Source organism: Streptomyces sp. NPDC056987 (assembly GCF_042673865.1).
GTDB lineage: Bacteria > Actinomycetota > Actinomycetes > Streptomycetales > Streptomycetaceae > Streptomyces.
Map to the genome: position 1 here is coordinate 243,173 of NZ_JBHURV010000006.1, position 23,501 is coordinate 266,673.

Genomic DNA, 23,501 nt, shown 5'->3' on the forward strand with positions numbered 1-23,501 from the left:
CCACTGGAGTCTTCCTGTCCCTTGGCTATTGCCGGATCCGATCCTACAATGGACAGAGTCTTAGTCAAGAAGAACGCCAAGCGGAAGAACGCCACGTACGTGGCGGGATCGGAACCTGGGCACCCACCGGTAAACTTCGGGTGTCCCACCAAACCTGAATAGGTGAACCGACATGAGTGACCTGCTGGAACGACTGCGAGGACGTGGCTGGCGGATGACCTCCCAGCGGCGCGTCGTTGCGGAGGTCCTCGACGGCGACCACGTCCACCTCACGGCCGACGAGGTGCACGCCCGCGCGGCCCAGCGGCTGCCGGAGATCTCCCGGGCGACCGTCTACAACACGCTGGGCGAGATGGTCACCCTCGGCGAGGTCATCGAGGTCTCCACGGACGGCCGGGCCAAGCGTTACGACCCCAACGCCCACCACCCGCACCAGCACCTGGTGTGCTCCGCCTGCGGCACCATCCGCGACGTCCACCCGACGGGCAACCCGCTGGCGGACCTCCCGGCGGTGGAGCGGTTCGGCTTCACGGTCTCCGAGGTCGAGGTCACCTACCGCGGACTCTGCCCGTCCTGCTCCTGAGGCCCGCCGTTCGATCAGGCCTTCGTCCGTACCCTCCTCCCCCTCTTCCGTCGCCGGTCGGCCGCCGTCCGTCACCCGTCCGGCCGCTCTCCGCGCCGGGACGGGAATAACGGGCGCCCCGCCGTGACTTGGCCCCGGACATGACTGTCACCCCGTTCGATCCACGCACACTCCTCGCGGAGAGCCGGCTCGGTGTCCTCGCCACGATCAAGGCGGACGGCCGTCCCCAGCTCTCTCCCGTCACGCCCTTCTACGACCGGGGGACCGAAGTCCTCCACGTGTCGATGACGGAGGGCCGCGCCAAGACGGCGAACCTGCGCCGGGACCCGAGAGCCGCTCTGGAGGTCACCGCACCCGACGGGCGGTCCTGGGCGACCGCCGAGGGCGCCGTGATCCTCACCGGGCCGGGGACCGACCCCCACGGTCCCGAGGTCGAGGCACTGGTGCGCTACTACCGCCTCGCCGCCGGCGAGCATCCCGACTGGGACGAGTACCGGGCGGTGATGGTCTCCGACCGCCGGGTGCTGATGACGATGACCGTCGACCACGTGTACGGCGCCCGGATCGGCTGACCGCGCTCCGGGCCGCCCTCCGTCACCCGCGCGGGTCACGGAGGGCGGCCCGGAGCACGGTTTGACACCGGGGCGACGGGTGACACGGTGAGGAGAGCGCGAACCGGCGCCCTTCCGAGGCGGACACGCCGGAAGCCGGTACCGCCCGAAGCGCGACGCCCTCGGCGCCGCGCGGCGGAACGTGACGAGGGACGGAGAGCGGGGAAGCGGCGTGAGGTCCACCGACGGTGGCGGGGCGGGTCCCCGCGCGGCGAACGGCCGCCACGAGACGGACGAGGAGCGTGCCGACCGCAAGTGGGGTGAGCTCATCCAGGAGGTGAGGGTCGCCCAGACGGGCGTACAGATCCTCTTCGGTTTTCTGCTGACCGTCGTGTTCACCCCGGCGTACCAAGGTCTCGCCCGGACGGACAAGACGATCTACGTCGTCACCGTCGTGCTCGGCGCCGCCGCCACCGGGGCGCTGATCGGGCCCGTCTCCTTCCACCGGATGGTCGTGGGGCGGCGGATCAAGCCGCAGGCCGTACGGTGGGCCTCCCGTCTCACCTTCGCCGGGCTGATCCTGCTGCTGGCGACCATGACATCGGCGCTCCTCCTGGTCCTGCGCGTCGCCACCCACGACCCGTATGTGCCGTGGATCGTGGCCGCGGTCGTCGCCTGGTACACGTACTGCTGGTTCGTCCTGCCCCTCTGGGCCCGCCACCGCCACACCACCGCGCGGTACGGATCCGCGCCCTGAGCGGGGACGGGGACACCCGGTAACAGCCGCTTCACGCGGCGGGCTCCTGGCGGAAACAAGCGCTCCCTACCCTTCCTCGTCATGGATACGGGCCGGTACGCGCCGTCCGGTACGGGGACCGCCGCGGCCCGCACTCTCCCCAGGAGGCGCGGCATGAGCAGCGAGCCACAGCTCATAGTTCCCACGGGTGACCACGAGCCGCCCGCCGCACCACGGGGCGCCGGTCCGGCGGCCGACGAGACGCTGGAGGACTACACCCTCCGGTTCGCCCCGCGCAGTTACCGCCGCTGGACGCCGATGGTCGTGGCGACCACCGCGCTCGGCGGGATCGCGTATCTCGCGGACTTCTCCATCGGCGCCGGAATCGGCCTCAGCCACGGGACCGGGAACGCGCTGGCCGCGATCGCCCTCGCGGCGGCCGTCATCTTCCTCACCGGTTTTCCGCTCGCCTATTACGCGGCGAGGTACAACATCGACCTCGACCTGATCACCCGCGGCTCCGGATTCGGCTACTACGGGTCCGTCCTGACCAGCGTCATCTTCGCCAGCTTCACCTTCATCTTCTTCGCCCTCGAAGGCTCGATCATGGCCCAGGGGCTGAAACTCGGCTTCGGGCTGCCGCTGTGGGCGGGTTACCTGGTCTCGACGCTGCTGGTGATCCCGCTGGTCGTCTACGGCATGAAGGCGCTCAGCAAGCTCCAGGTCTGGACGACCCCGGTGTGGCTGCTGCTGATGGCGGGCCCGCTGATCCACCTGATCGTCACCGACCCGGGCACGGTGGACCGCTGGCTGGCGTACGCGGGGACCGACGGCGACGGCGCGGTCGACACCGCGTCCGTGCTGCTGGGCGCCGGGGTGTGTCTGTCGCTGATCGCGCAGATCGGCGAGCAGATCGACTACCTGCGCTTCATGCCGCCGAAGACCGACGCCAACCGCCGCTCCTGGTGGACGGCCGTGGTCATGGCCGGTCCCGGGTGGGTGGTGCTCGGCGCGCTGAAGCAGGCGATGGGTGTCTTCCTCGCCGTCTACATCCTCTCCGAGGTCGGCCCGGTGGCCGCCACCGAGCCCATTCAGCAGTTCCGCGGCGCCTTCGACGCGATGATGCCGTCCTGGCTCGTGGTCCCGCTGGCGGTGGTCCTGGTCGTGATCAGCCAGATCAAGATCAATGTGACCAACGCCTACTCCGGCTCGCTGGCCTGGACCAACTCCGTCACCCGCGTCTCCAAGCGGTACCCGGGCCGGATGGTCTTCGTCCTCGTCAATCTGACGTTCGCGCTGATCCTGATGGAGGCCGACATGTTCAGCTTCCTCAACAGCCTTCTGGGCTTCTACTCCAACTGCGCCATCGCCTGGGTCGTCACCGTCGCCACCGACATCATGATCAACAAATATCTGCTGAAACTCTCCCCGCATGCCCCCGAGTTCCGCAGGGGCATGCTGTACGCCGTCAACCCGGTGGGGGTGGTCTCCTTCGTGGTCGCCTCCGGGCTCTCCATCGCCCTGTACTTCCACGCCCTGGGCGACACCCTCCAGCCGTACTCACCCGTCGCCGCCGCGCTGATCGCCTTCGTCCTCACCCCGCTGATGGCCGTGGCCACCCAGGGCCGTTACTACCTCCGGCGCGCCGACGACGGGATCGACGAGCCGCTGCTCGACGCCACGGGCAACCCCAGCGCGCGCACCTACCCCTGCCATGTCTGCCGCCAGGAGTTCGAGCGGCCCGATCTGGCCGCCTGCCGCACCCATGACGCGGTGGTCTGCTCGCTGTGCCTGAGCACCGACCGGCTCGGCGATCACATCCTGCCCGCCGAACCCGTCAGCCCGCGGAGTGCATGGCGTGCGAGGGGCTGAAGCTCACCGGGAGGGACGTCAGGCCGCGCGCCCACGGGGAGGGCCGCCGGGTCAGCGAGTCGGCGGGCACCGCGAGGTCGACGTCGGGGAGCCGGTCGATCAGTACCTCGATGGCGGTACGGGCGATGGTCTCGGCGATCTCCTGTGCGGCGAACGGGCAGCGGTACTCGCCGTGCCCGAACGAGAAGTAGGCGTTGTTGCCGCCGGTGAGCGCGGAGCTGTGGGTGCGGACCTGCGGGTCGTTGTTGGCGGCGGCGATCCCGAAGAGCAGCAGGTCGCCCGCCTTGATGTGGCGGGCGCCGAGACTGGTGTCGCGGCTGGCCCAGCGGCCCACCGCGTTCTGCGCGGGGGTGTCCTCCCAGAGGACCTCGTTCATCGCCTCGGCGACGCTGTGCCGGCCGCCGGAGAGCGAGGCGGCGAACCGGTCGTCGGTGAGCATCAGCCGCAGCGAGTTGCCGATCCAGTCGGCGGTCAGCGTGTGGCCCGCGATGACCAGCACGATGAGGTCGTGGAGCACCTCCTCCTCGGTGAACCCGGCGGTGTTCCGCAGCAGCCGGGAGGCGACGTCGGGAGGACCCGCGCCGTCCTTCTTCGCGGCGAGGAGCGACATGGTCGCCTCGAAGAGATAGCCCTGCGCCGCCTGGGCCCGCTCGCCGCCCTCGGCCAGATCGATCGCGGCGGCGGCCAGACCGGGCCCCTGGTCGTCGGGGAAACCGTAGATCTTGGCGAGGACCCGGACCGGGAACGGCATCGCGTACCGGGAGATGATGTCCGCGCCGCCCTCGGCGCAGAAGCCGTCGATCAGCTCGTCGGCGAGCTGCTCGGCGAAGTACCGCAGCACGAACGGGTCGACGGCCTCCAGGGCGTCGCTCACCATCGTGGCGCGCTCGCGGTGGCGTTCCCCGGTCGTGTAGAGGATGGACGGCTGGCCGCGGCCGATCAGCGGCGCCAGCGGCCAGTCCTCGGGGACGTTGTCCCACTGGTTCCACAGTTCGGAGTCGCGGCTGAAGAGCACCGGGTCGCCGGTGACCTGGTGGAGTTCGCGGTAGCCGAGGACCAGCCAGGCCGGTATGCCGCCGTCGAGGAGGACGGGGGCCACGGAACCGTGGTCCCGCCGCATCTCCCGGTAGAGCGTGGCGGGTTCGGTCTGGAAGCGGGGGCCGCTCAGTGGCACGGCGGAGCCGCGTCCCCCGTCCCCCCGGTGCGCGGGGCACCCGGGCGGTGGGGCGGTCGCCCCGGAGGGCTGGGCGGTGGGTTCGGCCGGTGTCATTGCTGTTGTGTCTCCGGGGTCGGGTACGTCCGGGGCTGTGCGTCACCAGCCGGTTCAACCAGCGGGTTCAGGGACCGGAAGGCCGGCCGGTGTCCTCGAAGGTGAGGGTCAGGGCCCGTTCCGGGCAGAGGTCCACCGCGTGGCGCGCGGCTCCCACCGTGTCCTCGGGCAGCGGCGAGCGGATGACCACGGGGTCGCCCTGGTCGTCGCAGTCGAGGATCTCCGGCGCGGCGCCGTAGCACAGGCCATGTCCGGCGCACGCCTGCCGGTCGACGCTGATTCGTACGGTCATCACGGCCCTCCGGGTGTTCCGGGCACTATAAGGGGTTCCTGTCACCCACCGGGAGGGCGGAACCGCCCCACGCGCCCGGCGGCGAACCCGATTCAGCCCCAACTCGGCGTTGTAGCATGCGCGTTCACGATCCAAGGGACATCCAAGAGACTGGACAGGGGTGCGACCGCATGACCGTGCGAGCCACAGAGATCCCGGAACATCTGCCGGAGCACCTGTGCGTGGACTTCGACATCTACGATCCGTCCGTCGCGGCTCCGGTCGACACCCTCCAGGAGCGGGTGGCCGAACTCGCCGCGCTGGGACCGGTGGTCTTCTCCCGCGCGCACGGCGGGCACTGGCTGGTGACCCGGTACGCGGAGATCCACGAGGTGCTGCGGAACCCCGGGACGTATTCGAGCTACCCCAACAACCTGGTCAACGCGGGGGACGGCAAGTTCCTGCCGCTCGAACTCGACCCGCCGGAGCACACCCCGTACCGGCAGGCGCTCCAGCCGCTGTTCAACCCGCCGCGGATGAAGGCCCTCGAACCCGAGATCCGGGGGATCGTGAACGGGCTGATCGACCGGTTCGCGGGGCGCGGGGAGTGTGAGTTCGTCGAGGAGTTCGCCCACGCGCTGCCGACCGCGGTGTTCCTCGCGCTCATGGGATGGCCGCAGCGGGACGCGCGGATGTTCACCGAGTGCACCGACACCGCGTTGCAGGGCAGGCCCGGCGCGAGCGAGGAGGAGTCGAACGCCGCGCGCGCCGAGGCCGCACAGCGCATGTTCGGCTACTTCGCCGAGGTGATCGCGGAACGGCGCGGCCGGCCGGACGCGGGCGACGACGTCACGGCGGCCATCATCAACACCCCGCTCAGGATCGGCGACACGACCCGCCCGCTGACCGACGACGAACTGTGCCGGATGTTCTTCCTGCTGCTGATCGCCGGGCTGCACACGGTGCAGGGCTCGCTGGCGTGGGGGCTGATGCACCTCGCGGCCAACCCGGGGGAGCGCCGGCGCGTGGTGGACGACCCGGCGCTCGTGCCGGGCGCCGTCGAGGAGATCCTGCGGCTGGAGGCCGCCGTCTCGGCGGGCCGCCGGGTCACCCGCGACACCGAACTGGGCGGCGTACGGCTGCGCGCGGGCGACCAGTTGCTGCTCCTGCTGAACGGCGCCAACCGGGACGGCGGCGAGTTCACCGACCCGGACGTGGTGCGGATCGACCGTACGCCCAACCGCCATCTCTCGTTCGGGTCGGGGCCCCACCGGTGTCTCGGCTCGCATCTCGCCCGGATCGAGCTGCGCATCGCGCTGGAGGAGATCCACCGCCGTATCCCCGACTACCGGATCGACCCCGAGGACCGGGTGGTCTCGCACGCCACCCAGGTACGGGGCGTGGTCCGGCTGCCGCTCGTCTTCACCCCCGAGGAGCGCTGAGCGGGGCGGCGGTCCCGTCCGGCTCGGGGCGGTCGCCGGACGGTGGGGCGCCGGAGGGCGTGGGCGACGTGGCGGGCCCCGCGCGGCGCATGGCGCGCACGGCGCGGGGTGAGGCGCCGAGTTCGCGGCGGCACGCCTTGTTGAACGCCTGGAGGTCGGGGATGCCGACGGACGCGGCGACGGCCGGGATCGAGAGGGTGGACTCGCGCAGCAGATGCCGCGCGCGCTCCAGCCTGCGCCGGCGCAGATAGCCGATCACGGTGTCACCGGTCTCGGCGCGGAAGAGCCGCGTGAGGTGGTTGTGCGAGACCCCGGCGGCCCGCGCGATCTCCGGGACGGTCAGCGGATCGGCCAGCCGCGCCTCGACATGGACGATGGCCGCCGTCACGGCGGGGTGCGGCCCCGCCGGGCTCTCTGGCGGGGCGAGACGGGCCACGCGCCACAGTGCGGCCCAGACCTCGGCGGTCACCCGGGCGGGGGTGCTCGGCGCGGCGGCCACCGCCTGGAGCAGGAGGGCGGAGAGCGTGGGGAACTGCGCGCCCGACGGCTGGACGACGGGCAGCGTACGGGCCGTACCGCCCCCGGTGAGCCGCAGATGCGCGTAAAGGTGCTCGGAGCGGCCCCGGTAGCGGTAGCGGACCGTCGCGCCGGGCGGTACGAGGCTGACATGACCGGGCCGAACCGGGTGCGCGGTGCCGTCCACGGTGAGCTCGGCCGCGTACCGGTAGAGATGGAGCTGCCAGAGGTCGGGGAGGCGGAAGACATCGTTCAGCCGGCCCTCGGTGCCGTGCACGCCGATCCCGATGTTGACGACCTCGGGAGGCTCGTCGAGCCGTACCTCCACCGTCCGCACGCGGCTCCCTCCCGGGAGACCCGGAGTCTCTCCGCGAGGGTGAGAATCTACCAGTAGTGGTGAGCCGGGGCCACGCGCCGCCGGGCCCCGGCTTCCTAGCCTGGGACGCATGACAACCACACCGACCGACGCTCGTCACCCTCTGCTGAGCTCCGTGCGGATGGCCCGATTCGTCGCCCACGGTTCGCTGCGGCTCGACGCCGTCGTCCCCGGAGCCATGAACGCCGAGGCGCTGGACGTCCTCGCCACCGGGATACCCGGCGCACCGGCCGGCACCCCGCTCGACGAGGCATACGCGGCAGGCTCCTTCGCCCGGCGACTGGTGGAGATTCCGCAGGTGGCGGGCGCGTTGCGCAGTCTGGTCGGCCCGTCGCCGCTGGTGGACCACCACGCGGTGCACATCCGCCGGGCGCGCGAGGGCGAGGCGCAGCCGCTGCACGCCGACGCGATCATCGACACGCGTACGGACGCGTTCGACGTCCAGCTCATGTACTACCCGCAGGAGGTCACCCTGGACATGGGCGGCACGCTGAGCGTCCCCGGCAGCCATCTGCGGCGTACGAACGAGTCGGACACCGGCCGGTACCAGAATCTGCGCGGCCAGTCCCGGCTGGTGTGCCCGGCGGGGACGGTGGTGTTTGTGCACCATGGGCTCTGGCACGGCGGACGCCGCAACGACAGCGACACCGACCGCTACATGTTCAAGATCCGCTTCAACCCGACGGTCCGTCAGGTGCGGCTCTGGGACACCTCGGACCTCGCGGACCCTGCCGTGGCGGACGAACTCGGCGTCACCTTCCCGTGGTACGAACAGGCCGCCGCGCGCCTGGAGGTGTACAACCGGACGCGGCTGTGGTGGGCCCTGACCGGCGACCCCACCTACGACCCCGCCTACTGGGTGACCCGGGTGACCAACCGTCCGGGGCGCGTCGCACCGCAGCGGCCGTCCGTCCCGTCCGTGACGCCTGTCCTGCCCGTTCCGCCCGTCCCGTCCGTGACGTCAGAAGCCGCAGGGAGCCACGCATGACCACCCCGACCACCCCGGCGGCCGAACCGGCCCCGCGCCAGCGCGTCCTGGTCCTCTACCTGTCCACTTCCGCGCTCGACTCGGACGTCATCGGCTGGGCCGTCTACGACGGTACGGGCGAGACCTCCCCGACGACGGGCGACAGCGAGGTGCCGCCGTACGACACCGGGGTGGCGGCCCTCAGGGACGGCTGGCGGCTCTTCCAGGCCTCCCCGCTGCTGCCACCGCAGGCCGGGCACGAGTACGAGACGTCCTTCCTCAAGCACGAGTTCTTCTTCGAGAAGCTCATCGCCACCGGCTGACGGACGGCACGCGCGGAGCCGGGCCCGGCCCTTCCAGGGGGCCGGACCCGGCTTCCGCCGTACGACAGACCTAGGCGGTTTCGGCGGCCGCCGCCCGGCCCGCCTGACGGCCGGAGAACAGGCACCCGCCGAGGAACGTGCCCTCCAGGGACCGGTATCCGTGCACACCGCCCCCGCCGAACCCGGACACCTCACCGGCCGCGTACAGCCCGGGAACGGGCGCGCCCGAGGTGTCCAGCACCCGGCCGGAGAGGTCCGTCTGGAGCCCGCCGAGGGTCTTGCGGGTGAGGATGTTGAGCCGTACGGCGATCAGCGGTCCCGCGCCCGAGTCCATGATCTTGTGCGCCGAGGCGGTACGGCTCAAGGTGTCCCCGGGGTAGGCGAGGGCGTTCCGGATGCCCATGACCTGGGCGTCCTTGGTGTACGGGTTCTCGATCTCACGGTCCCGCGCGTCGATCTGGCGCTTCAGATCCGCCAGGTTGATCAGGCTGTTCCCGGTCAGCTTGTTCATGCCGGTGACCAGTTCGGAGAGGCTCGTCGCGACGACGAAGTCGACCCCGTTCTTCTTGAACTTCTCGATCGGCTCGGGGGTCTGCCAGATGCGCGAGAGCAGCTTGAGGATGTCCTTGTTCGTCAGGTCGGGGTTCTGCTCCGAGCCCGACAGGGCGAACTCCTTCGCCAGGATCTTCTGGGTCGTCACGAACCAGGAGTAGTCGTATCCGCTCGCGGTGATCGACTTCAGGGTGTTCAGGGTGTCGTACCCGGGGAAGTCGGGGGCGGAGAAGCGCTTCCCGGTCGCGTCGAACCACATCGACGAGGGGCCCGGCAGGATCCGGATGCCGTGGCCGGGCCAGATCGGGTCGTAGTTCCGCAGCCCCTCCGTGTAGTGCCACATCCGGTCGGGGTTGACGATCCGTCCGCCCGCCTGCTCCGTGATGGCGAGCATCCGGCCGTCCACATAGGCGGGCACACCGGTGATCATGGTCTTCGGCGGGGCGCCGAGGCGGGCCGGCCAGTTCTGCCGTACGAGATCGTGGTTGGCGCCGATACCGCCGGAGGTGACGATCACCACCGGGGCGCGGAGTTCGAAGTCACCGACCACGGTACGGGAGGTGGCCTTGCCGCGGGCCGCGGTGCTGGGCTCCAGGACCGCGCCGCGGACGCCGGTGACGGCGCCGCCGGTCCGGACAAGCCCGTCGACCCGGTGCCGGAACTTGAACGTCACCAGGCCCGAGGCGACCGCGGCCCGTACCTTCTTCTCGAACGGCTCGACCACGGCAGGCCCGGTGCCCCAGGTGACATGGAAGCGGGGCACCGAGTTGCCGTGCCCCTCGGCGAGACCCCCGCCGCGCTCGGCCCAGCCGACGATGGGGAACCAGCGCACGCCCAGCCCGTACAGCCAGGACCGCTTCTCCCCGCCGGCGAAGTCCACGTACGCCTCGGCCCACTTGCGCGCCCAGTGGTCCTGGCCGCGCGGATCGTCCACGCCCCGGTCGAAGCCGGCCGCGCCCTGCCAGTCCTGCCAGGCCAGTTCGTGCGAGTCCTTGATCCCCATGAGCCGCTGCTCGTCGGAGTCCACGAAGAAGAGGCCGCCGAACGACCAGAACGCCTGCCCGCCCAGATTGGACTCGGGCTCCTGGTCGAGGAGGAGCACCTTCCGCCCCGCCGCCGCCAGTTCCGCGGTCGCCACCAGCCCCGCGAGACCGCCGCCGACGACGATCGCGTCGGCCTCCGAGGACGAGGCGGAGCCGGCGGCCGCGAAGGCCGGCACGGTCCCGGAGAAGGCGGTCGCGCCGGCGATCACCCCGCCCGCCACCGTCAGCGCGCGGCGGCGGCTGAACACGGTTCGTTCCGCCGGCTTCTCCGGCTCCGGTGCGTTCTCCGTGCTCTGCGGCTTCTCCGTGCTGTGCGGCTTCTCCGGATGCACCGGCGTCTCCATGGGGGGCCTTCCGAAAGGGGGCGCGTGGGAGGTGTTGTCACGATGACCCTGCTGTTACCGTGCGGTAGCTCACAGATAATCAGGTCGCCACAGAAGCGCGGTAGTAGCCGGACGCCAACGCATCCGCCCCGTCGTTGTCACCCGGCGACAGTGCTCCCGCGACGGTGCTCCGCGACCGCGCTCCGACGGAGAACGCAGAAGGGCGAGGCTCATGACGGTCACCCATCAGCGCGAGCCGGTCACCGGGATCCTGCGGGCCATGGCCCTCGACCCGGCCGTGTGCGGCGAACTCGTCCACGCGGCGCGGAGCCGTTCGCCCGAGGTCGCCCGGCTCGCCGAGGCGGAGAACCGCCGGCACGTCACCGCCCTGGTCACCGCCGCGGGCCAGTGGGCCGCCACCTTCGACCGGGTCGAGGAACAGAACTTCGCCGCCGCCCTGCTCCTCGGCGCCGACCGGGCGGGCCAGGCCGTCCCGGTGACCGCGGTCCTGCGCGGCGTGCAGGCCGCCCTCACCCGCGCGGTGGAGATCACCGTCGACCGCGGCCGGGCCGCCGGGATCACCGACGGCCTGCTGCTCCCGGCGGTCCTGCGACTCAAGGAGTACGGCGACGCCGTCGAGCGCCATGTGGTCCACGGCTACCGCACCGCCGAACAGGGCGCGCCGCACCCGGCGGACGGGGCGCGGGCGCGCGTGCTGCGACACCTCCTGGCCGGTGGCGCGCCCCCGGGCCCCGACGAACTGGCGCGGGCCGGCCTCCGGCCCGGCAGTGTGCGCCACTGCCTCGTCACGGAGGCCGCGGGCCCCGCGCACGCCCGGCCGCCCGCACCCGGGGCCGCCGCCGGACCCGGCTCCCTCTGCGGTGACCTCGCACGGGTCGAAGGGCGCCTGGTGGGCCTGTGCGCCCGGCCGCCGAGCGGTGACGAGATCCCGCCGGGCGCCCTCGTCGTGCTCTCGCCGGCGGTGCCGCTGGACGCGCTCCGTCCGGCGTACCGGCTCTGTGTCCGCGCCCTGGACATCGGCTCCCGGCGCGGATGGCACGGGCTGTACGAACTCACCGACTTCGCCGCCGAGATCGCCCTGGCGGACCAGCCGCTCCTCGGCACGTACCTCACCCGCGGCCTGCTGGGATCCCTTGACCCCGCGGACCAGTTCCACCGCCAACTCGCCCTCACCGCGCTGACGTTCCTGGACCACGGACGCCGTCTCGACCAGACGGCTGCGACCCTGTTCACCCACCCCAACACCGTCCGCTACCGACTCGGCCGACTCCAGCAGATCACGGGGGAGTCGCTGACCGACCCCCGCTACGACGGCCGGCCGGGGCCGCTGGCCACCCTGCACTGGTGGTGGGCGCTGACCACCTGGCTGCGCCCGGATCCCGACCCGGGCCCGGACGCGGGGTGAGACTAGTGCCGCGACTGGCAATGTTTGCCCCGAAGGAGCGTGCGTGCTGGGCGGCGCGACGGGGCAAAGCTTGCCGGGAGGGGCACTAGGGTCTGTGGGTGTCGAGCGCGGTGCGGGCGGCCGTGGCCCAGTGCGGCGCGCCGGCCCTCCGCGCGACCTCCAGCGCCCGCCGGTAGTGGTCCGCCGCGCGCCCGCGCTCCCCGAGCGCGAGCGCGAGGTCGCCGAGGTGGCGTCCCACCGGGCCGAGACAGAGCAGACCGCTGCCCGCGCCGGCCAACTCGCCCTCGGCGGGCAGCAGTCGCTCGTACGTGGCCGCCATGACCGGGCGGTCCCCGACGGCGACGGCGGCCCGGGCGACCAGACACAGCCGGGCTTCGAGGAGCAGATCGCGGGGCGACTCGGGGACGGTGCGCAGGGCCGCCCCTGCGGCCTCGCGGCGGCCTGCGGCGAGCAGCGCCAGCGGGCGGATCCAGGGCGCGTGAGGCCCCCACTCCGCCTCGTCCCCCACCTCCTTCGCCTCGTGGCCCACCTCCTCCGCATCGTCGCCCACGTGCTCCGTGTCGGCGGCCGACTCCTCCGCGCCGGTGGCCGGCCGCGCCTCCTCGCCCGCCGGTGTCTCCTCGGCCCACCCGTCCGCCTGGAGGCGCAGACACAGCAGCGCGAGCGGGAGGATGCCCTCCGCCAGGCCCGGCATACCGCTGCCGGCCAGGGCCCGGCCGGCCGCGCGGTACGCGGCCTCCGCGTCGGCCCGCCGCCCCGCGACGGTCAGCCGCAGGGCGGCGTACCACCGGGTGAACACGCCCGCGAGCGGGATGTCGTACCGCTCCGCGAGCCGGTCGGCGGCTGCCGCGTGCGCGTCGGCCGCGGTGAGGTCCGCGAGCGCCGAGCGGGCCTGGACGAGGACCAGGCGGCCCAGCACCTCGAAGGTCACCAGGCCGTGGCGGCCCGCCAGTTCGACGAGTTCCGTGCCGATCCGGGCGCGCTCCGGGGCCAGCCCCGCCCGCTGGAAGGAGTGCAGGAAGCGGCCGTTGAGCGCGAGGCCGAGCAGCGCGGGGTCGTCCAGCCGGCGCGCGGCGGCCTCCGCCTCCCGCGCCGCCCGGTCCCCGCGGCCGGGGGCGGTGGAGCGCAGCTCCAGGGCGAGGGCGCCCAGCAGCCGGGCACGCCGCGCCGCCTGGTCCCCGGGGAGCGCCGCCAGGGTCCGCCCGATCGTTCCGGCGATCCGCCGGGACAGGTCCTCGTCGTCGTTACGGGTCCAGATCGCGGGCACGTCGAAGGCGCCGGCCACCTCGGCGGTCAGCGCCGGATCACCCAGCGCCTCGGCCGTGGCGACCGCCTCCGCGCGGTGCGTCCGCGCGGCCTCCAGGCTCCCGGTCACGGCCAGCGCGCGCGTCAGCCCCATGACCGCCTCCAGCCGGCCCCGTACATCGCCCTCACCGCCCCGGTCATGGGCGGCGACGGCCTGCCGCCACAGCCGTACCGCCTCGTGCGGGGCGAATATCCGCTCGGCCTCGACCGCCGCCGCCCGGGCGTAGCGCGCCGCCCTGGCGGCCGTGGCCCGGCTCTCCGCGCGGCCGAAATGATGGGCGAGGGCGGCGGTGTCGTCGGGGCGCAGCCGTTCGACGGCCTCGCCGACCGCGGCATGCCAGCGGGCCCGGCGCGGCCCGGAGATGTCGTCGTACAGCGTGTCGCGCACCAGGGCGTGGGCGAACCGCGGCCGGCCGGGCCCCTGTTCGGTGAGGAAGCCCGCCGCCAGCGCGGACTCCAGCGCGTCGAGCACCACGTCCTCGTCCGTCCCGAGGGCGAGCAGCACCTCCACGTCCACGTCGGGGCCGGCCACCGCCGCCTGCCGCAGCACCGCGCGCGCCGCGTCGGGCAGCCGCGCCAGCCGGTGCCGGATCACGTCCCGTACCCCGGCGGGGACGGCGTCCAGCGCCGCGCGCCCCTCGCTGTCGACCAGCCGGGCCAACTCCCGTACGAAGAAGGGGTTGCCGCCGCTGCGCCGGTGGACGGCGCGGGTGGTCCGCGGGTCCACGTCGTGCCGGACGAGGGTACGGACCAGGGCGTCCGTGGCCGTCTCCGGCAGGCCGCCCACGTACACCCGGGCCGGTTCGGCGCGGGCGAATCCGGCGAGCGCGTCGGTCAGCTCCGGGGAGATCTCCGTGGCGCGGTAGGTGCCGACGAGTAGCACCGGGCCCGCGACGGACGCCGTGACCAGGGCGGTCAGCAGGTCCAGGGTCTCCTCTCCCGCCCGGTGCAGATCGTCGACGACCAGCAGCACGGGGCCGTGGTCGGCCGCCACGCCGCTCAGATACGAGGCCGCCTCCTGGTGCGCGCGGAAGCGACCGGCGGCCTGGGAGCCCGGGGGGACCCGGGAGTCCGGGGGGAGCCCGGCTCCGGAGGCGGCCAGGGCGCTCACGATCCGGGTCCAGGGCCAGCCGCCCGGTGCCCCGTCGTGTTCCGGACAGCGGCCCCACGCGGCGGTCCACCCCCGCCCCGTCAGCACGCCGGTCAGCGCGTCCGCGAGCGCGGTCTTGCCCGCGCCCGGGTCGCCGGAGACGAGGGCGAGGGCGAGGCCGCCGCGCCGTACTGCCGTCGCGGCGGCCTCCTCCAGCAGGGCCAGCTCCCGGGCGCGGCCCACGAACGGCCGTCCGGCGGGCGCCCCCGTGGCCGGTGCTTCCCCGGCCGGGGGCGCGGTGCCCCGGGGAACCCCTGTGTCGCTGTCCGGTCCGCCGCTCGCACCCGTGCCCCTGCCCGGTCCGCCGCTCTCCTCGGCGGTCCCGGCGGGCGCCGTGAGGCGGGGGTGCTGGGCGAGGATGTCCGCCTCCAGCCCGCGCAGCCCGGGGCCGGGGTCCACCCCCAGTTCTTCGGCCAGTGTCTCGCGGGCCCGGCGCAGCGACGCGAGGGCGTCGCCCTGCCGCCCGGACCGGTACAGCGCCAGCGCCCACAGCCGCCAGGCGTCCTCGCGCAGGGGATGGGCCCCGGCGTGGGCCGCCAGATCTGGCACGGCCTCGGCGGCCCGCCCCAGCTCCAGCAGCGCCTCCGCGCGCCGCTCCACGGCCAGCAGCCGCAGTCCGTCCAGCCGGGTGATCTCCCCGTGCGCCCACGCCTCCGCGGTGAACTGCGCGTACGCCGGACCGCGCCAGAGCGCCAGCGCCCGGTCGAGACGGGCCAGCGCCTCCCCGGCACGCCCCGCCGCCAGCAGCGGACCGGCCGCGCCCGCCACCGCCTCGAACCGCCAGGCGTCCACCGCGTCCGGGGCGGCGCGCAGCGCGTAGCCGGGGGAGTCCGTCACCAGCAGCCGCGCGGGGGCGCGGGGCGGCCGGTCGGGTTCCAGGGCGCGGCGCAGCGCGGCGACGAACGTCTGGATCGCCCCGGCGGCACCGTCCGGGGGCCGCTCCCACAGGTCGGCGGCGAGCCGGTCCACGGGGACGACCCTGCCGCGGGCGATCAGCAGCCGGGCCAGGACCGCCCGGTGCCGGGGCCCCTTCAGGGCGAGGGGGCCGTGCCGGTCCGCCGCCTCCAGCGGGCCCAGCACCCCGAAGGTCACGTCCGGTGGGGCCGCCTCGCTGGTCATCCGGCCAATGTAGCGGGCCCGCGTCCACGGCCCCGGCCGTGCCACCGGCCCGTACGCCCAGCCGTGCCACCAGCCCGTACCACCGGCTGTGGCACCCGCTCGTACGCCTGGCCGTACCCGCTCGTACACCCTCCCGTACCACCGTCCGTGCACCTTGGTCAGCCGTTGCTGACCGGTTGCTGATCGACGGCCCGCAGAGTGGCCACGTACCCGAGGGACGACAGACCGAGTACCCGACGGGACGACACATCGAGCGAAAGGGCCGCACCATGGAGCCCAGGATCACCGGATTCGACTACCGGCGCGTCACCGTCGCCGACGGCGTCTCCCTCAACGTCGCCGTGGGCGGCTCCGGCAGCGCCGTCGTGCTGCTGCACGGCTTCCCCCAGACCCACCTCATGTGGCGGCACGTCGCCGCCGACCTGGCCGCCGACCACACGGTCATCTGCCCCGACCTGCGGGGGTACGGCGACAGCGACAAGCCCGCCGACACCGACGGGTCGGTCTACGCCAAGCGCACCATGGCCGCCGACACCGTCGCCCTCGCCCGGGCCCTCGGCCATGAGCGGTTCGCCCTGGCCGGCCACGACCGGGGCGCCCTGGTCGCCGTACGCGCGGGCCTCGACCACCCCGAGGCGGTCACCCACCTCGCCTCGCTGGACGTCCTGCCGACGCCGGACATGTGGGACGTGCTGCACGGCACCTCCGCCGCCGTCGGCTTCCACCTCTATCTGATGGCCCAGCCGCCCGGCCTGCCCGAGACGCTGATCGGCGCCGCCCCCGACGCCTTCTTCGGCCACTTCCTGGACATCTGGGCCCGCGACCCGGAGGCGATCCCGGCCGAGATCCGCGCCGCCTACCTCAGGGCGTCCCGGGCGGCGGTCGTCTCCATCGTCGCCGACTACCGGGCCTCGGCCACCGTCGACCTGGACCATGACCGGGCCGACCGCGAGGCCGGCCGCCGGCTGCGGATGCCGGTGACCGTCCTCCAGCAGGACTGGGGCGCCGCCCTCGGCTTCGACGCCGCCGCCCGGTGGAAGGCGTGGGCCCCCGATCTGGTCCACTCCTCCGTCGGCCTGGGCCACTTCATGGCCGAGGAGGCCCCGGCCGAGGTGGTCGAGGCGCTGCGGAGCCTCCTGGCCCGGTAACGCCCGTCGGGGACACGGGGCCGGCTGCGAGGGCCCCGGCTCAGTGGTCGGCGCAGCAGGGGGTCGGGTCCGGTACCTCGAAGGGGACGAGGACCCCGCCCACCGCCTCCATCACCGTCAGCACCAGCCGTCCCTCCCGCCACTCGGGCCGGAGGTGATCCCGGGTCATGATCCGCCGCTCACCGGACGGCCGGTCACCCGCCCCGAGGAGCACCACCTCGTCCACGGCCGAGGCCGCGAGCAGTTCGGCCACACCCACCGTGCCGGTGAGCCCGTCCGCGCCGGGGAAGAGGACCGCCCGGCCCGCGCCGTGGACCGTCCGCTCGGCCACCGCGTGCGCCGCGCCCCCGGAGAGTCCGGCGGGTCCGTGGCGCCGCTCGCCGTAGGCGAGTCCGACCGGGCCCGGCGCCGCGCGGCCGGTCAGCGCCCGCCACACCCCGTCGGCCGTGTCCGCGTCCGGCAGGGCGAGCGAGAGCGCCAGGTGCGGCCGGCCGGCGCGCACCGCGTGCGTACCGACCGACGCGGTGTCCGGCAGGCCCAGTTCGTTGGCGAGCGCGCGGGCCAGGTGATCGGCGTCGCGCAGCCCGGGCGTGGCCGCGTCGACGCCGATCACCGTCGCCGCTGTCATGCGGGCAGCACCCAGATCGGGTTGGAGTAGAACCACAGGTCGCGCCACGGGTCGGCGTCGCCGACCACGTCGAGCGCGGGACCCGCGGGGTCGACGGCGGCACCCCGCGCGCCGACGGCGGAGCGGTTGCCGTCCGTGCCGCGCAGCCGGACGTAGAGCGGCCGGTCCACCCGGCCCAGGGAGTAGGTGAGCCGGACCGTGCCGGCCGACTTGCCGACGTCGTACGACGAGACGACCTTGGCGGTCGGCGCGGTGAACGTGTCCTTGTCCTTCACCTCGCCCGTCACATCGCCCTTGATGACGTCCACCCGGGCCAGCTTCGGCACGAACTGCGCCCAGTTCGCGCCGTTCGCCAGCGAGATGTCGACGGTCAGCGTCACGTTCGTACCGCGCCGCACGTGCAGGGCGCCGCCCAGCGTGGCCCAGCGTCCGCCGCCCGCGACCCGGGCGTCGAGGCCGCTGATCAGACCGCCGTGGTCGACCCAGACGCGCCCGGCGCGGATGCCGTCCATGACCGCCGCGTACGAGAAGCCGTCCGCGCCCACGTGCGTACGGCTGTACTGGCCCGGCCAGTAGTCGCCCTCGGTGAGGTCGAGCCCGCCCCGGTAGACCGGGTCGGTGTGCTTGCCGTTGGCGGCGAAGTCGGAGTCGGGGCCGCCCCGCTTCGCCGTGTCCGCGTACACGTTGTGCGAGTCCGAGTTGGACGTGATCCACCACGGCTTGCCCTCGGCGAGCAGGCTGTCCCACAGACCGCCGACCGTGGCGGTCATCCAGTCGAACCCGCCCCAGGTGCGGTAGCTCTCCAGCGGGTAGCCCGCGAAGGAGGCCGCGCCCGGGCTGCCGTCGTACAGGCCCCGCGCGCGGCCCATCCCGGTCGGCGCGGGGATCCCGGCGGCCTGGTGGCCCGGCGCGCCCTCGAAGCCGACGGCGATCTGGTGGTCCCGGGACGTGGCGTCGCGCCAGGCGCGGATCTCGTGCGGGGAGTCGATGCCCTTGCGCGACGGGTGGTTGGCGAGCATCAGCGCGTCCTGCACCTTACGGCGTCTGACCTGCTCGGAGAGGAAGGAGAGTCCGGCGATGGCCAGGGCCTCGTTGGCCGGGGTGGAGTCGGTGGCGCCGCGCACCGCGCCGTCGTAGGAGGTCTCGAACTCCTTCAGGACCGCGACCTCGTTGCGCCCCGGGTGGACGAAGACCGTGCCGTGCTCGGCGGCCGGGATGTTCCACTCCAGACCCTGGAAGACCAGCGTGTCCTCGTACGCGGCCCGGGCCTCCTTGATGTCCGGATTGACCTTCTCCACACCGATCTTGGCGTGCGTCTCGCTGCCGTGGTCGGTGATGACCATCCAGTCCAGACCGTGCTTGGCGCCCTGCCGCACCTGGTCGGCGACACGGTACTTGCCGTCGCTGCTGTACTGCGTGTGGATGTGGTGGTCACCGGCGAGCCACAGGAAGCCGCCCTTGCGGCCCGCACCGGAGTCGCCCGGTCCGCCCTGGCCGCCGGAGGCGTACGCGGGGGAGCCGGCCACCGCGCCGCCCACCACGCCGCCCGCGGCGAGACCGGCGCCGAGCAGCCCCGTCCTGCGGAGCATGGAGCGGCGGGAGAGCTGGGCGGGGGTGAGGGCTTCGTCGGGCACCGAGGTGTCGAGCGCCGGCGGCAGCGCCGTGCTCCCCTCGTGCGCGGGGGAATGCGCGTGGGAGTGAGGGTGAGGGTGGTGGTGCCCGTGTCCCATGGAGACTCCTGTGTCCGGTTGTTGCCGTTGTGACAGAGAGGCTCCGGGGAAAACATGAACACCCGGCGATCCCGGGATGATCGGCGGGTGACCGCCGCGCGGCGGGACGGCGGGCTCGCCGCTCCCACTGACCGATCGGGCAACTGCCCTTGTGCGTCAAGGCACTTGACCGTACATGATGACTGCGCGGTAACTTCTCCGTACCTTTCTCCCGCCCTCTCGGGAAGGCCCCCACATGCGAACTCCGATCCGCGCGCTGGCCGGTGTCCTCGCCGCCGGCGCGCTGGCGCTCACCGGCCTCGCCACCGGCGCGGCCGCGCCGGCCGCCGCGGCTCCGGTGGCCGAGGCGGCCCCGGCGGCCGACTCCGGCACCCTCAAGCTGCTGACGTACAACATCGCCGGGCTCCCGCTCGGCCTCGGCCAGAGCGATCCCAAGACCAACACCCCGCTCATCGGGCAGCGCCTGGGCCCGTACGGCATCGTCAACGTCCAGGAGGACTTCAACTACCACGCCTCGCTGTACGCCAACGACGCCCACCCGTACCGCACCGCCACCAGCGGCGGCGCCGCCTTCGGCGACGGCCTCAACACCCTTTCCGACCACCCCTTCGACGACTTCGAGCGGGTCCGCTGGAACGACTGCACGGGCACCGACTGCCTCACCCCCAAGGGCTTCTCGCTCGCCCGGGTCCGGCTCGCCGAGGGCGTGTTCGTGGACCTCTACAACGTCCACACCAACGCCGACACGACGGACGCCGCGCTCGCCGCCCGGCGCGCCAACATCGTCCAGCTCTCGTCCTTCATCCGGACGTACAGCGCGGGCAACGCGGTCATCGTCATGGGCGACACCAACACCCGCTACACCCGCACCGGGGACAACATCCGCACGCTCCTCTCGGAGAACGGCCTCACCGACGCCTGGGTGAAGCTGGTACGCGGCGGCTCCGCCCCGGCCCTCGGCAGCGAGGCGCTGGTCTGCGACTCCGCCGCGCCCACCGACACCTGCGAGGTCGTCGACAAGGTCCTCTACCGGAGCGGTCCGCTGGTCGGCCTCGACGCCACCTCGTTCACCAACGACTGGCGCGCCTTCCTCGACGGCGCGGGCAAGCACCTCTCCGACCATTACCCGCACGCCGTCGGCCTCTCCTGGTCGCTGCCCGCGAACCGCCGCGCCTCCGACTTCTTCGGCGGCCCGCACGGCACCGCGTTCAACGACGCCCGCGCCCTTGCGGCCACCCCCGCGCCCCGCACCCTCACCCTGCGCGGCGGCAGTCGCCTCGACGCCGTCGGCCTCACCTTCGACGGCGGTACGGTGCTGAACCACGGCGGCACGGGCGGCACCGCGTCCTCGCTCACCCTCGCCGCCGGCGAACATCTCACCTCGGTCAAGCTGACCAAGGGCCAGAAGGACGGCCGTACCCGGATCTTCTCCGCCGCGTTCACCACGGACGCCGGCCGCACCCTCGCGGCGGGCACCGCCACTTCGGACGCGGTGACCTGGACGGCTCCGCCGGGGTGGCGGATCGTCGGCTTCACCGGCCGCGCGGACGACGAGATCGACAAGCTCGGCGTCGTCTACGCGCCGAAGTAACCGAAGGGGTACGTCACCCGCACGCCCAAGCAGCCGAAGGGGTACGTCACCCGCGCAGCCGGATCCGGCGGACCGGGACGAGCGCCGCCGAGTCGACCGATGCCCGGGTCCTGGCCGCCGCCAGGCCGTGCCGAGCCGAGGGGTCGACGTACACCCCGCCCGCGCGGCCCAGGGGGAGCACCCGGATCTCGACGCCGTGCTCGGCGGCCGCCGCCGCGTGCCGCCGCAGGCCGATGTCCCACGCGGGGCCGTGCCAGAAGTGGTCGGCCACGAGCCGCCCGCCGATGAAGGCGCGGGCCACGTCGCCGGTGTACGTGAGCCGCAGCAGCACCTCCCCGCCCTCGTCGAACACCGCGGCGGGGACGGCGATCCGGTGGACCGCCGCCTCCGCGAAGTCGGCGTCGACCGGGGCCGAGGCGCGCCGCTGCGGGCCGCCGTCACGGGCGGGCGGCGCCACGGCCCGCGCGCGTACCCGGTCGACGGTGACGGCACCGGCCCCGGCCACCTGCGGGACCCCGACCGTCCAGGTGGTGAAGAGGCCGTCGGCACGGGGCCGGGAGAGCCCCGCCGTATCGGATCCCGCCGGGTCGGATCCGGGCGTACGGGATCCCGCCGGATCGGATCCGGGCGTACAGGATCCCGTCGGGCCGGCCCCGGGCGCGCGGATCGCGGTGGCTGGCGCGGGCGCCAGGGAGAGGGAAACGGTCTCCGCCTCGGTGTGGACGCGCAGTTCGCCGCCGTCGGCCAGGACGGCGTCGTCGCAGAGCACCAGCCGCTCCGCGCCCCAGATCCGGACCCGCTGGAGGCGGCGCGCCTGCTCCTCGGTGAGGAAGAGCAGCCGGACCGGCCCCTCGGGCCCGCTCACGGTCACCGCCGCCTCCGTGCCCGGTGCGGTGACCTCCACGACCACCGCCGCGCCGTCCCGCCCGGCGGTCCGCGCGGGACCCGACACCACGGCCCCGGCGGGCAGCGGGAACTGCGGGGTGATCCCCGCCGTGGCGGCGAACACCGCGGTCGGCACCCCGTCGATCTCCAGCCGGGTCAGCGGCTGCGCGCTCACCCAGTCGAGCCGTACGCCGGGCCCCGCCTCGTACCCGAGGGGCCACACGAAGTGCGCGCCGCCGGGCACGGTCACCGGCGTGGCGGGCAACTGCCGGGCGCAGCCGTCGAGTTCGACCCGGAAGCGCACCTCGCGGTGGTCGGGGAGGGGCTCGTGGGGCTGGTGGTTGTTGACGAAGAGGAAGCCCTCCGTACCGCTGGAGCGCACCGCCCAGCGGAGCGTGGACCGGTCGTCGAGGCCGGCCGGTGTCACGTCGGGCAGCCGCAGCGGCATGTCCGCGAGCCGCGCCCCGGAGTCCTGGATCAGCAGGTGCTGCGCGCGCAGCGCGTGGAACGAGGGGCGCACCTGCCCGTACTCACCCAGCGGGGCCTGGAAGTCGTAGCTGACGGCCGGCAGGTCGTTGGGGTAACCGGTGGCGTGCGACTCCTGGTTGGGCAGCGCGAGATCCAGCCGCTGCGAACAGCCGTGGTACAGGTAGTACCCCTGCCAGACCGAGCCGCTGCCCAGCTTCGCCAGCGCGAGCGCGGAGATGTCCGCGGTCCGTACCAGGGGCCGCCGGTGGTACGCGACGGCCATGCCCGCGCCGAGTTCGCAGGTGATGTACGGGTAGCGGCCGTCGTCCGGCACCCCGTGGCCCGCCCGCACCGCGGGGCGCAGATCGGCGCCGATGTTCGGGTCGTCCCTGACCGGGGTGAAGACGTAGTGTCGGCGCATCTCCCGGGCCCACCCGCCGTGCGCCGGGAGCCAGAAGGCCTCCGGATAGCCGCCGTACACCGGCAGCAGGACGTCGCGCGGCAGATCGGCGGCGTCCCATCCGGTGGCGGTCCACAGCGGGGCGGCGATGCCCGCGGCCGCCGCGAGGCGGCGGAGCGTCGCGAGGTGGCCGGGCGCGTCGTACAGCTCGTTCTCGATCTGTACGGCGACGACGGGGCCGCCCTCGTCGTACGAGAGGCCGCGCAGCTCATGGCCGATCCGGGCGAAGTACCGCTCGACGAGGGCCAGATAGGCCGGGTCGTCGGTGCGCGGGGCGCAGCCGGTGCCGTCGAGCCAGTCGGGGAAGCCGCCGCCCCGGCACTCGCCGTGCGACCAGGGACCGACCCGTACGGCGACGGACAGCCCGAGTCCGGCGCAGAGCAGGACGAAGCGGCGCACATCGAGACCGCCGTCGAACCGGAAGGCGCCGCGGGTCTCCTCGTGCTGGTTCCAGAAGAGGTAGGTGGCCACGGTGTCGACCCCGCCCGCGCGGATCTTCAGCAGTTCCTCGCGCCACTCGGCGGCGGGGTAGCGGCTGAAGTGGAACTCCGCCATGACGGGCAGCCAGGGGACCCGGCCCCGCAGGATTCTGCGGCTGTCGGGGACCAGGGGAGCGGGGACGCCGTCCGGGCTGCCCATCCTCAGGTGCCCCGTCGGGCCGGGGAGCGGAGCGGTCAGGTCATGAGTGCGCAGCGACAACACGACGGGCGGCTCCTGCGTCGACGACGGCTCGGGAGATCGCTTCATCGTCGGCACGCTCCCGGAC

18 protein-coding genes are annotated in these 23,501 nt (G+C 73.6%); 10 read left to right on the forward strand and 8 right to left on the reverse strand.

The window, feature by feature from the left end; all coding sequences use genetic code 11:
* Positions 1 to 172: 172 nt before the first annotated feature.
* From ACFTZC_RS10105 to ACFTZC_RS10120, 4 genes are all read left to right on the forward strand, one after another.
* On the forward strand, positions 173 to 583 hold the full coding sequence (locus tag ACFTZC_RS10105; protein ID WP_382888306.1) for a Fur family transcriptional regulator: 411 nt from the start codon (positions 173 to 175) through the stop codon (positions 581 to 583).
* A 140-nt stretch (positions 584 to 723) separates the two neighbouring features.
* Positions 724 to 1,155 (forward strand): PPOX class F420-dependent oxidoreductase, encoded by a 432-nt coding sequence (locus ACFTZC_RS10110; protein WP_382888307.1) that lies wholly within the window; start codon positions 724 to 726, stop codon positions 1,153 to 1,155.
* Positions 1,156 to 1,366: 211 nt separating this feature from the next.
* Entirely contained in the window at positions 1,367 to 1,891 is a 525-nt protein-coding gene (locus ACFTZC_RS10115; protein ID WP_382888308.1) for a DUF6328 family protein, read from the forward strand.
* A 153-nt stretch (positions 1,892 to 2,044) separates the two neighbouring features.
* On the forward strand, positions 2,045 to 3,742 hold the full coding sequence (locus tag ACFTZC_RS10120) for a purine-cytosine permease family protein (protein WP_382888309.1): 1,698 nt from the start codon (positions 2,045 to 2,047) through the stop codon (positions 3,740 to 3,742).
* On the opposite strand, the gene ACFTZC_RS10125 is transcribed toward ACFTZC_RS10120, so the two are convergent.
* The gene (locus tag ACFTZC_RS10125; RefSeq protein ID WP_382888310.1) at positions 3,708 to 5,012 is read right to left on the reverse strand and encodes a cytochrome P450; all 1,305 of its coding nucleotides are present in this window, start codon (positions 5,010 to 5,012) and stop codon (positions 3,708 to 3,710) included. The two genes, ACFTZC_RS10120 and ACFTZC_RS10125, sit on opposite strands and share 35 nt — an antisense overlap.
* A gap of 67 nt (positions 5,013 to 5,079) precedes the next feature.
* Positions 5,080 to 5,304 (reverse strand): ferredoxin, encoded by a 225-nt coding sequence (locus ACFTZC_RS10130; protein ID WP_382888311.1) that lies wholly within the window; start codon positions 5,302 to 5,304, stop codon positions 5,080 to 5,082.
* A 170-nt stretch (positions 5,305 to 5,474) separates the two neighbouring features.
* Between ACFTZC_RS10130 and ACFTZC_RS10135 the strand changes: the two genes are divergently transcribed.
* A complete protein-coding gene (locus ACFTZC_RS10135) occupies positions 5,475 to 6,725 on the forward strand; it encodes a cytochrome P450 (RefSeq protein WP_382888312.1) in 1,251 nt (416 codons plus the stop codon).
* Here the strand turns inward: ACFTZC_RS10135 and ACFTZC_RS10140 are convergent.
* Complete coding sequence (locus tag ACFTZC_RS10140; RefSeq protein ID WP_382888313.1) at positions 6,706 to 7,578, reverse strand: helix-turn-helix domain-containing protein; 873 nt, start codon at positions 7,576 to 7,578, stop codon at positions 6,706 to 6,708. The two genes, ACFTZC_RS10135 and ACFTZC_RS10140, sit on opposite strands and share 20 nt — an antisense overlap.
* Positions 7,579 to 7,687: 109 nt before the next feature.
* Between ACFTZC_RS10140 and ACFTZC_RS10145 the strand changes: the two genes are divergently transcribed.
* Together ACFTZC_RS10145 and ACFTZC_RS10150 are read left to right on the forward strand one after the other, a co-directional pair.
* Positions 7,688 to 8,605 (forward strand): phytanoyl-CoA dioxygenase family protein, encoded by a 918-nt coding sequence (locus tag ACFTZC_RS10145; RefSeq protein WP_382888314.1) that lies wholly within the window; start codon positions 7,688 to 7,690, stop codon positions 8,603 to 8,605.
* Complete coding sequence (locus ACFTZC_RS10150; protein ID WP_382888315.1) at positions 8,602 to 8,907, forward strand: hypothetical protein; 306 nt, start codon at positions 8,602 to 8,604, stop codon at positions 8,905 to 8,907. The genes ACFTZC_RS10145 and ACFTZC_RS10150 overlap by 4 nt, the downstream gene beginning before the upstream one ends.
* A 70-nt stretch (positions 8,908 to 8,977) precedes the next feature.
* Here ACFTZC_RS10150 and ACFTZC_RS10155 read toward each other — a convergent pair whose 3' ends face one another.
* Positions 8,978 to 10,750 carry an FAD-binding dehydrogenase gene (locus ACFTZC_RS10155; protein ID WP_382888377.1) on the reverse strand — a complete coding sequence of 591 codons (1,773 nt, stop codon included), beginning with the start codon at positions 10,748 to 10,750 and terminating at the stop codon, positions 8,978 to 8,980.
* Between the two features lie 307 nt (positions 10,751 to 11,057).
* Between ACFTZC_RS10155 and ACFTZC_RS10160 the strand changes: the two genes are divergently transcribed.
* Complete coding sequence (locus tag ACFTZC_RS10160) at positions 11,058 to 12,251, forward strand: PucR family transcriptional regulator (RefSeq protein WP_382888316.1); 1,194 nt, start codon at positions 11,058 to 11,060, stop codon at positions 12,249 to 12,251.
* Positions 12,252 to 12,336: 85 nt separating this feature from the next.
* Here ACFTZC_RS10160 and ACFTZC_RS10165 read toward each other — a convergent pair whose 3' ends face one another.
* Positions 12,337 to 15,825, reverse strand: a complete 3,489-nt coding sequence (locus ACFTZC_RS10165) for a BTAD domain-containing putative transcriptional regulator (RefSeq protein ID WP_382888317.1) — start codon at positions 15,823 to 15,825, stop codon at positions 12,337 to 12,339.
* A 269-nt stretch (positions 15,826 to 16,094) separates the two neighbouring features.
* Here ACFTZC_RS10165 and ACFTZC_RS10170 point away from each other — a divergent pair, with 269 nt between their 5' ends.
* Entirely contained in the window at positions 16,095 to 16,973 is an 879-nt protein-coding gene (locus tag ACFTZC_RS10170) for an alpha/beta fold hydrolase (protein ID WP_382888318.1), read from the forward strand.
* Between the two features lie 40 nt (positions 16,974 to 17,013).
* Here ACFTZC_RS10170 and ACFTZC_RS10175 read toward each other — a convergent pair whose 3' ends face one another.
* On the reverse strand, positions 17,014 to 17,601 hold the full coding sequence (locus ACFTZC_RS10175) for a hypothetical protein (protein WP_382888319.1): 588 nt from the start codon (positions 17,599 to 17,601) through the stop codon (positions 17,014 to 17,016).
* Positions 17,598 to 19,331 (reverse strand): PHP domain-containing protein, encoded by a 1,734-nt coding sequence (locus ACFTZC_RS10180; protein WP_382888320.1) that lies wholly within the window; start codon positions 19,329 to 19,331, stop codon positions 17,598 to 17,600. Before ACFTZC_RS10180 ends, ACFTZC_RS10175 begins: the two co-directional genes overlap by 4 nt.
* A gap of 247 nt (positions 19,332 to 19,578) precedes the next feature.
* On the opposite strand from ACFTZC_RS10180, the gene ACFTZC_RS10185 reads away from it, so the two are divergent.
* Complete coding sequence (locus tag ACFTZC_RS10185; protein ID WP_382888378.1) at positions 19,579 to 20,922, forward strand: jacalin-like lectin; 1,344 nt, start codon at positions 19,579 to 19,581, stop codon at positions 20,920 to 20,922.
* A gap of 46 nt (positions 20,923 to 20,968) precedes the next feature.
* Here the strand turns inward: ACFTZC_RS10185 and ACFTZC_RS10190 are convergent, their stop codons facing one another.
* A complete protein-coding gene (locus ACFTZC_RS10190; protein WP_382888321.1) occupies positions 20,969 to 23,482 on the reverse strand; it encodes a beta-galactosidase in 2,514 nt (837 codons plus the stop codon).
* Positions 23,483 to 23,501: the final 19 nt, after the last annotated feature.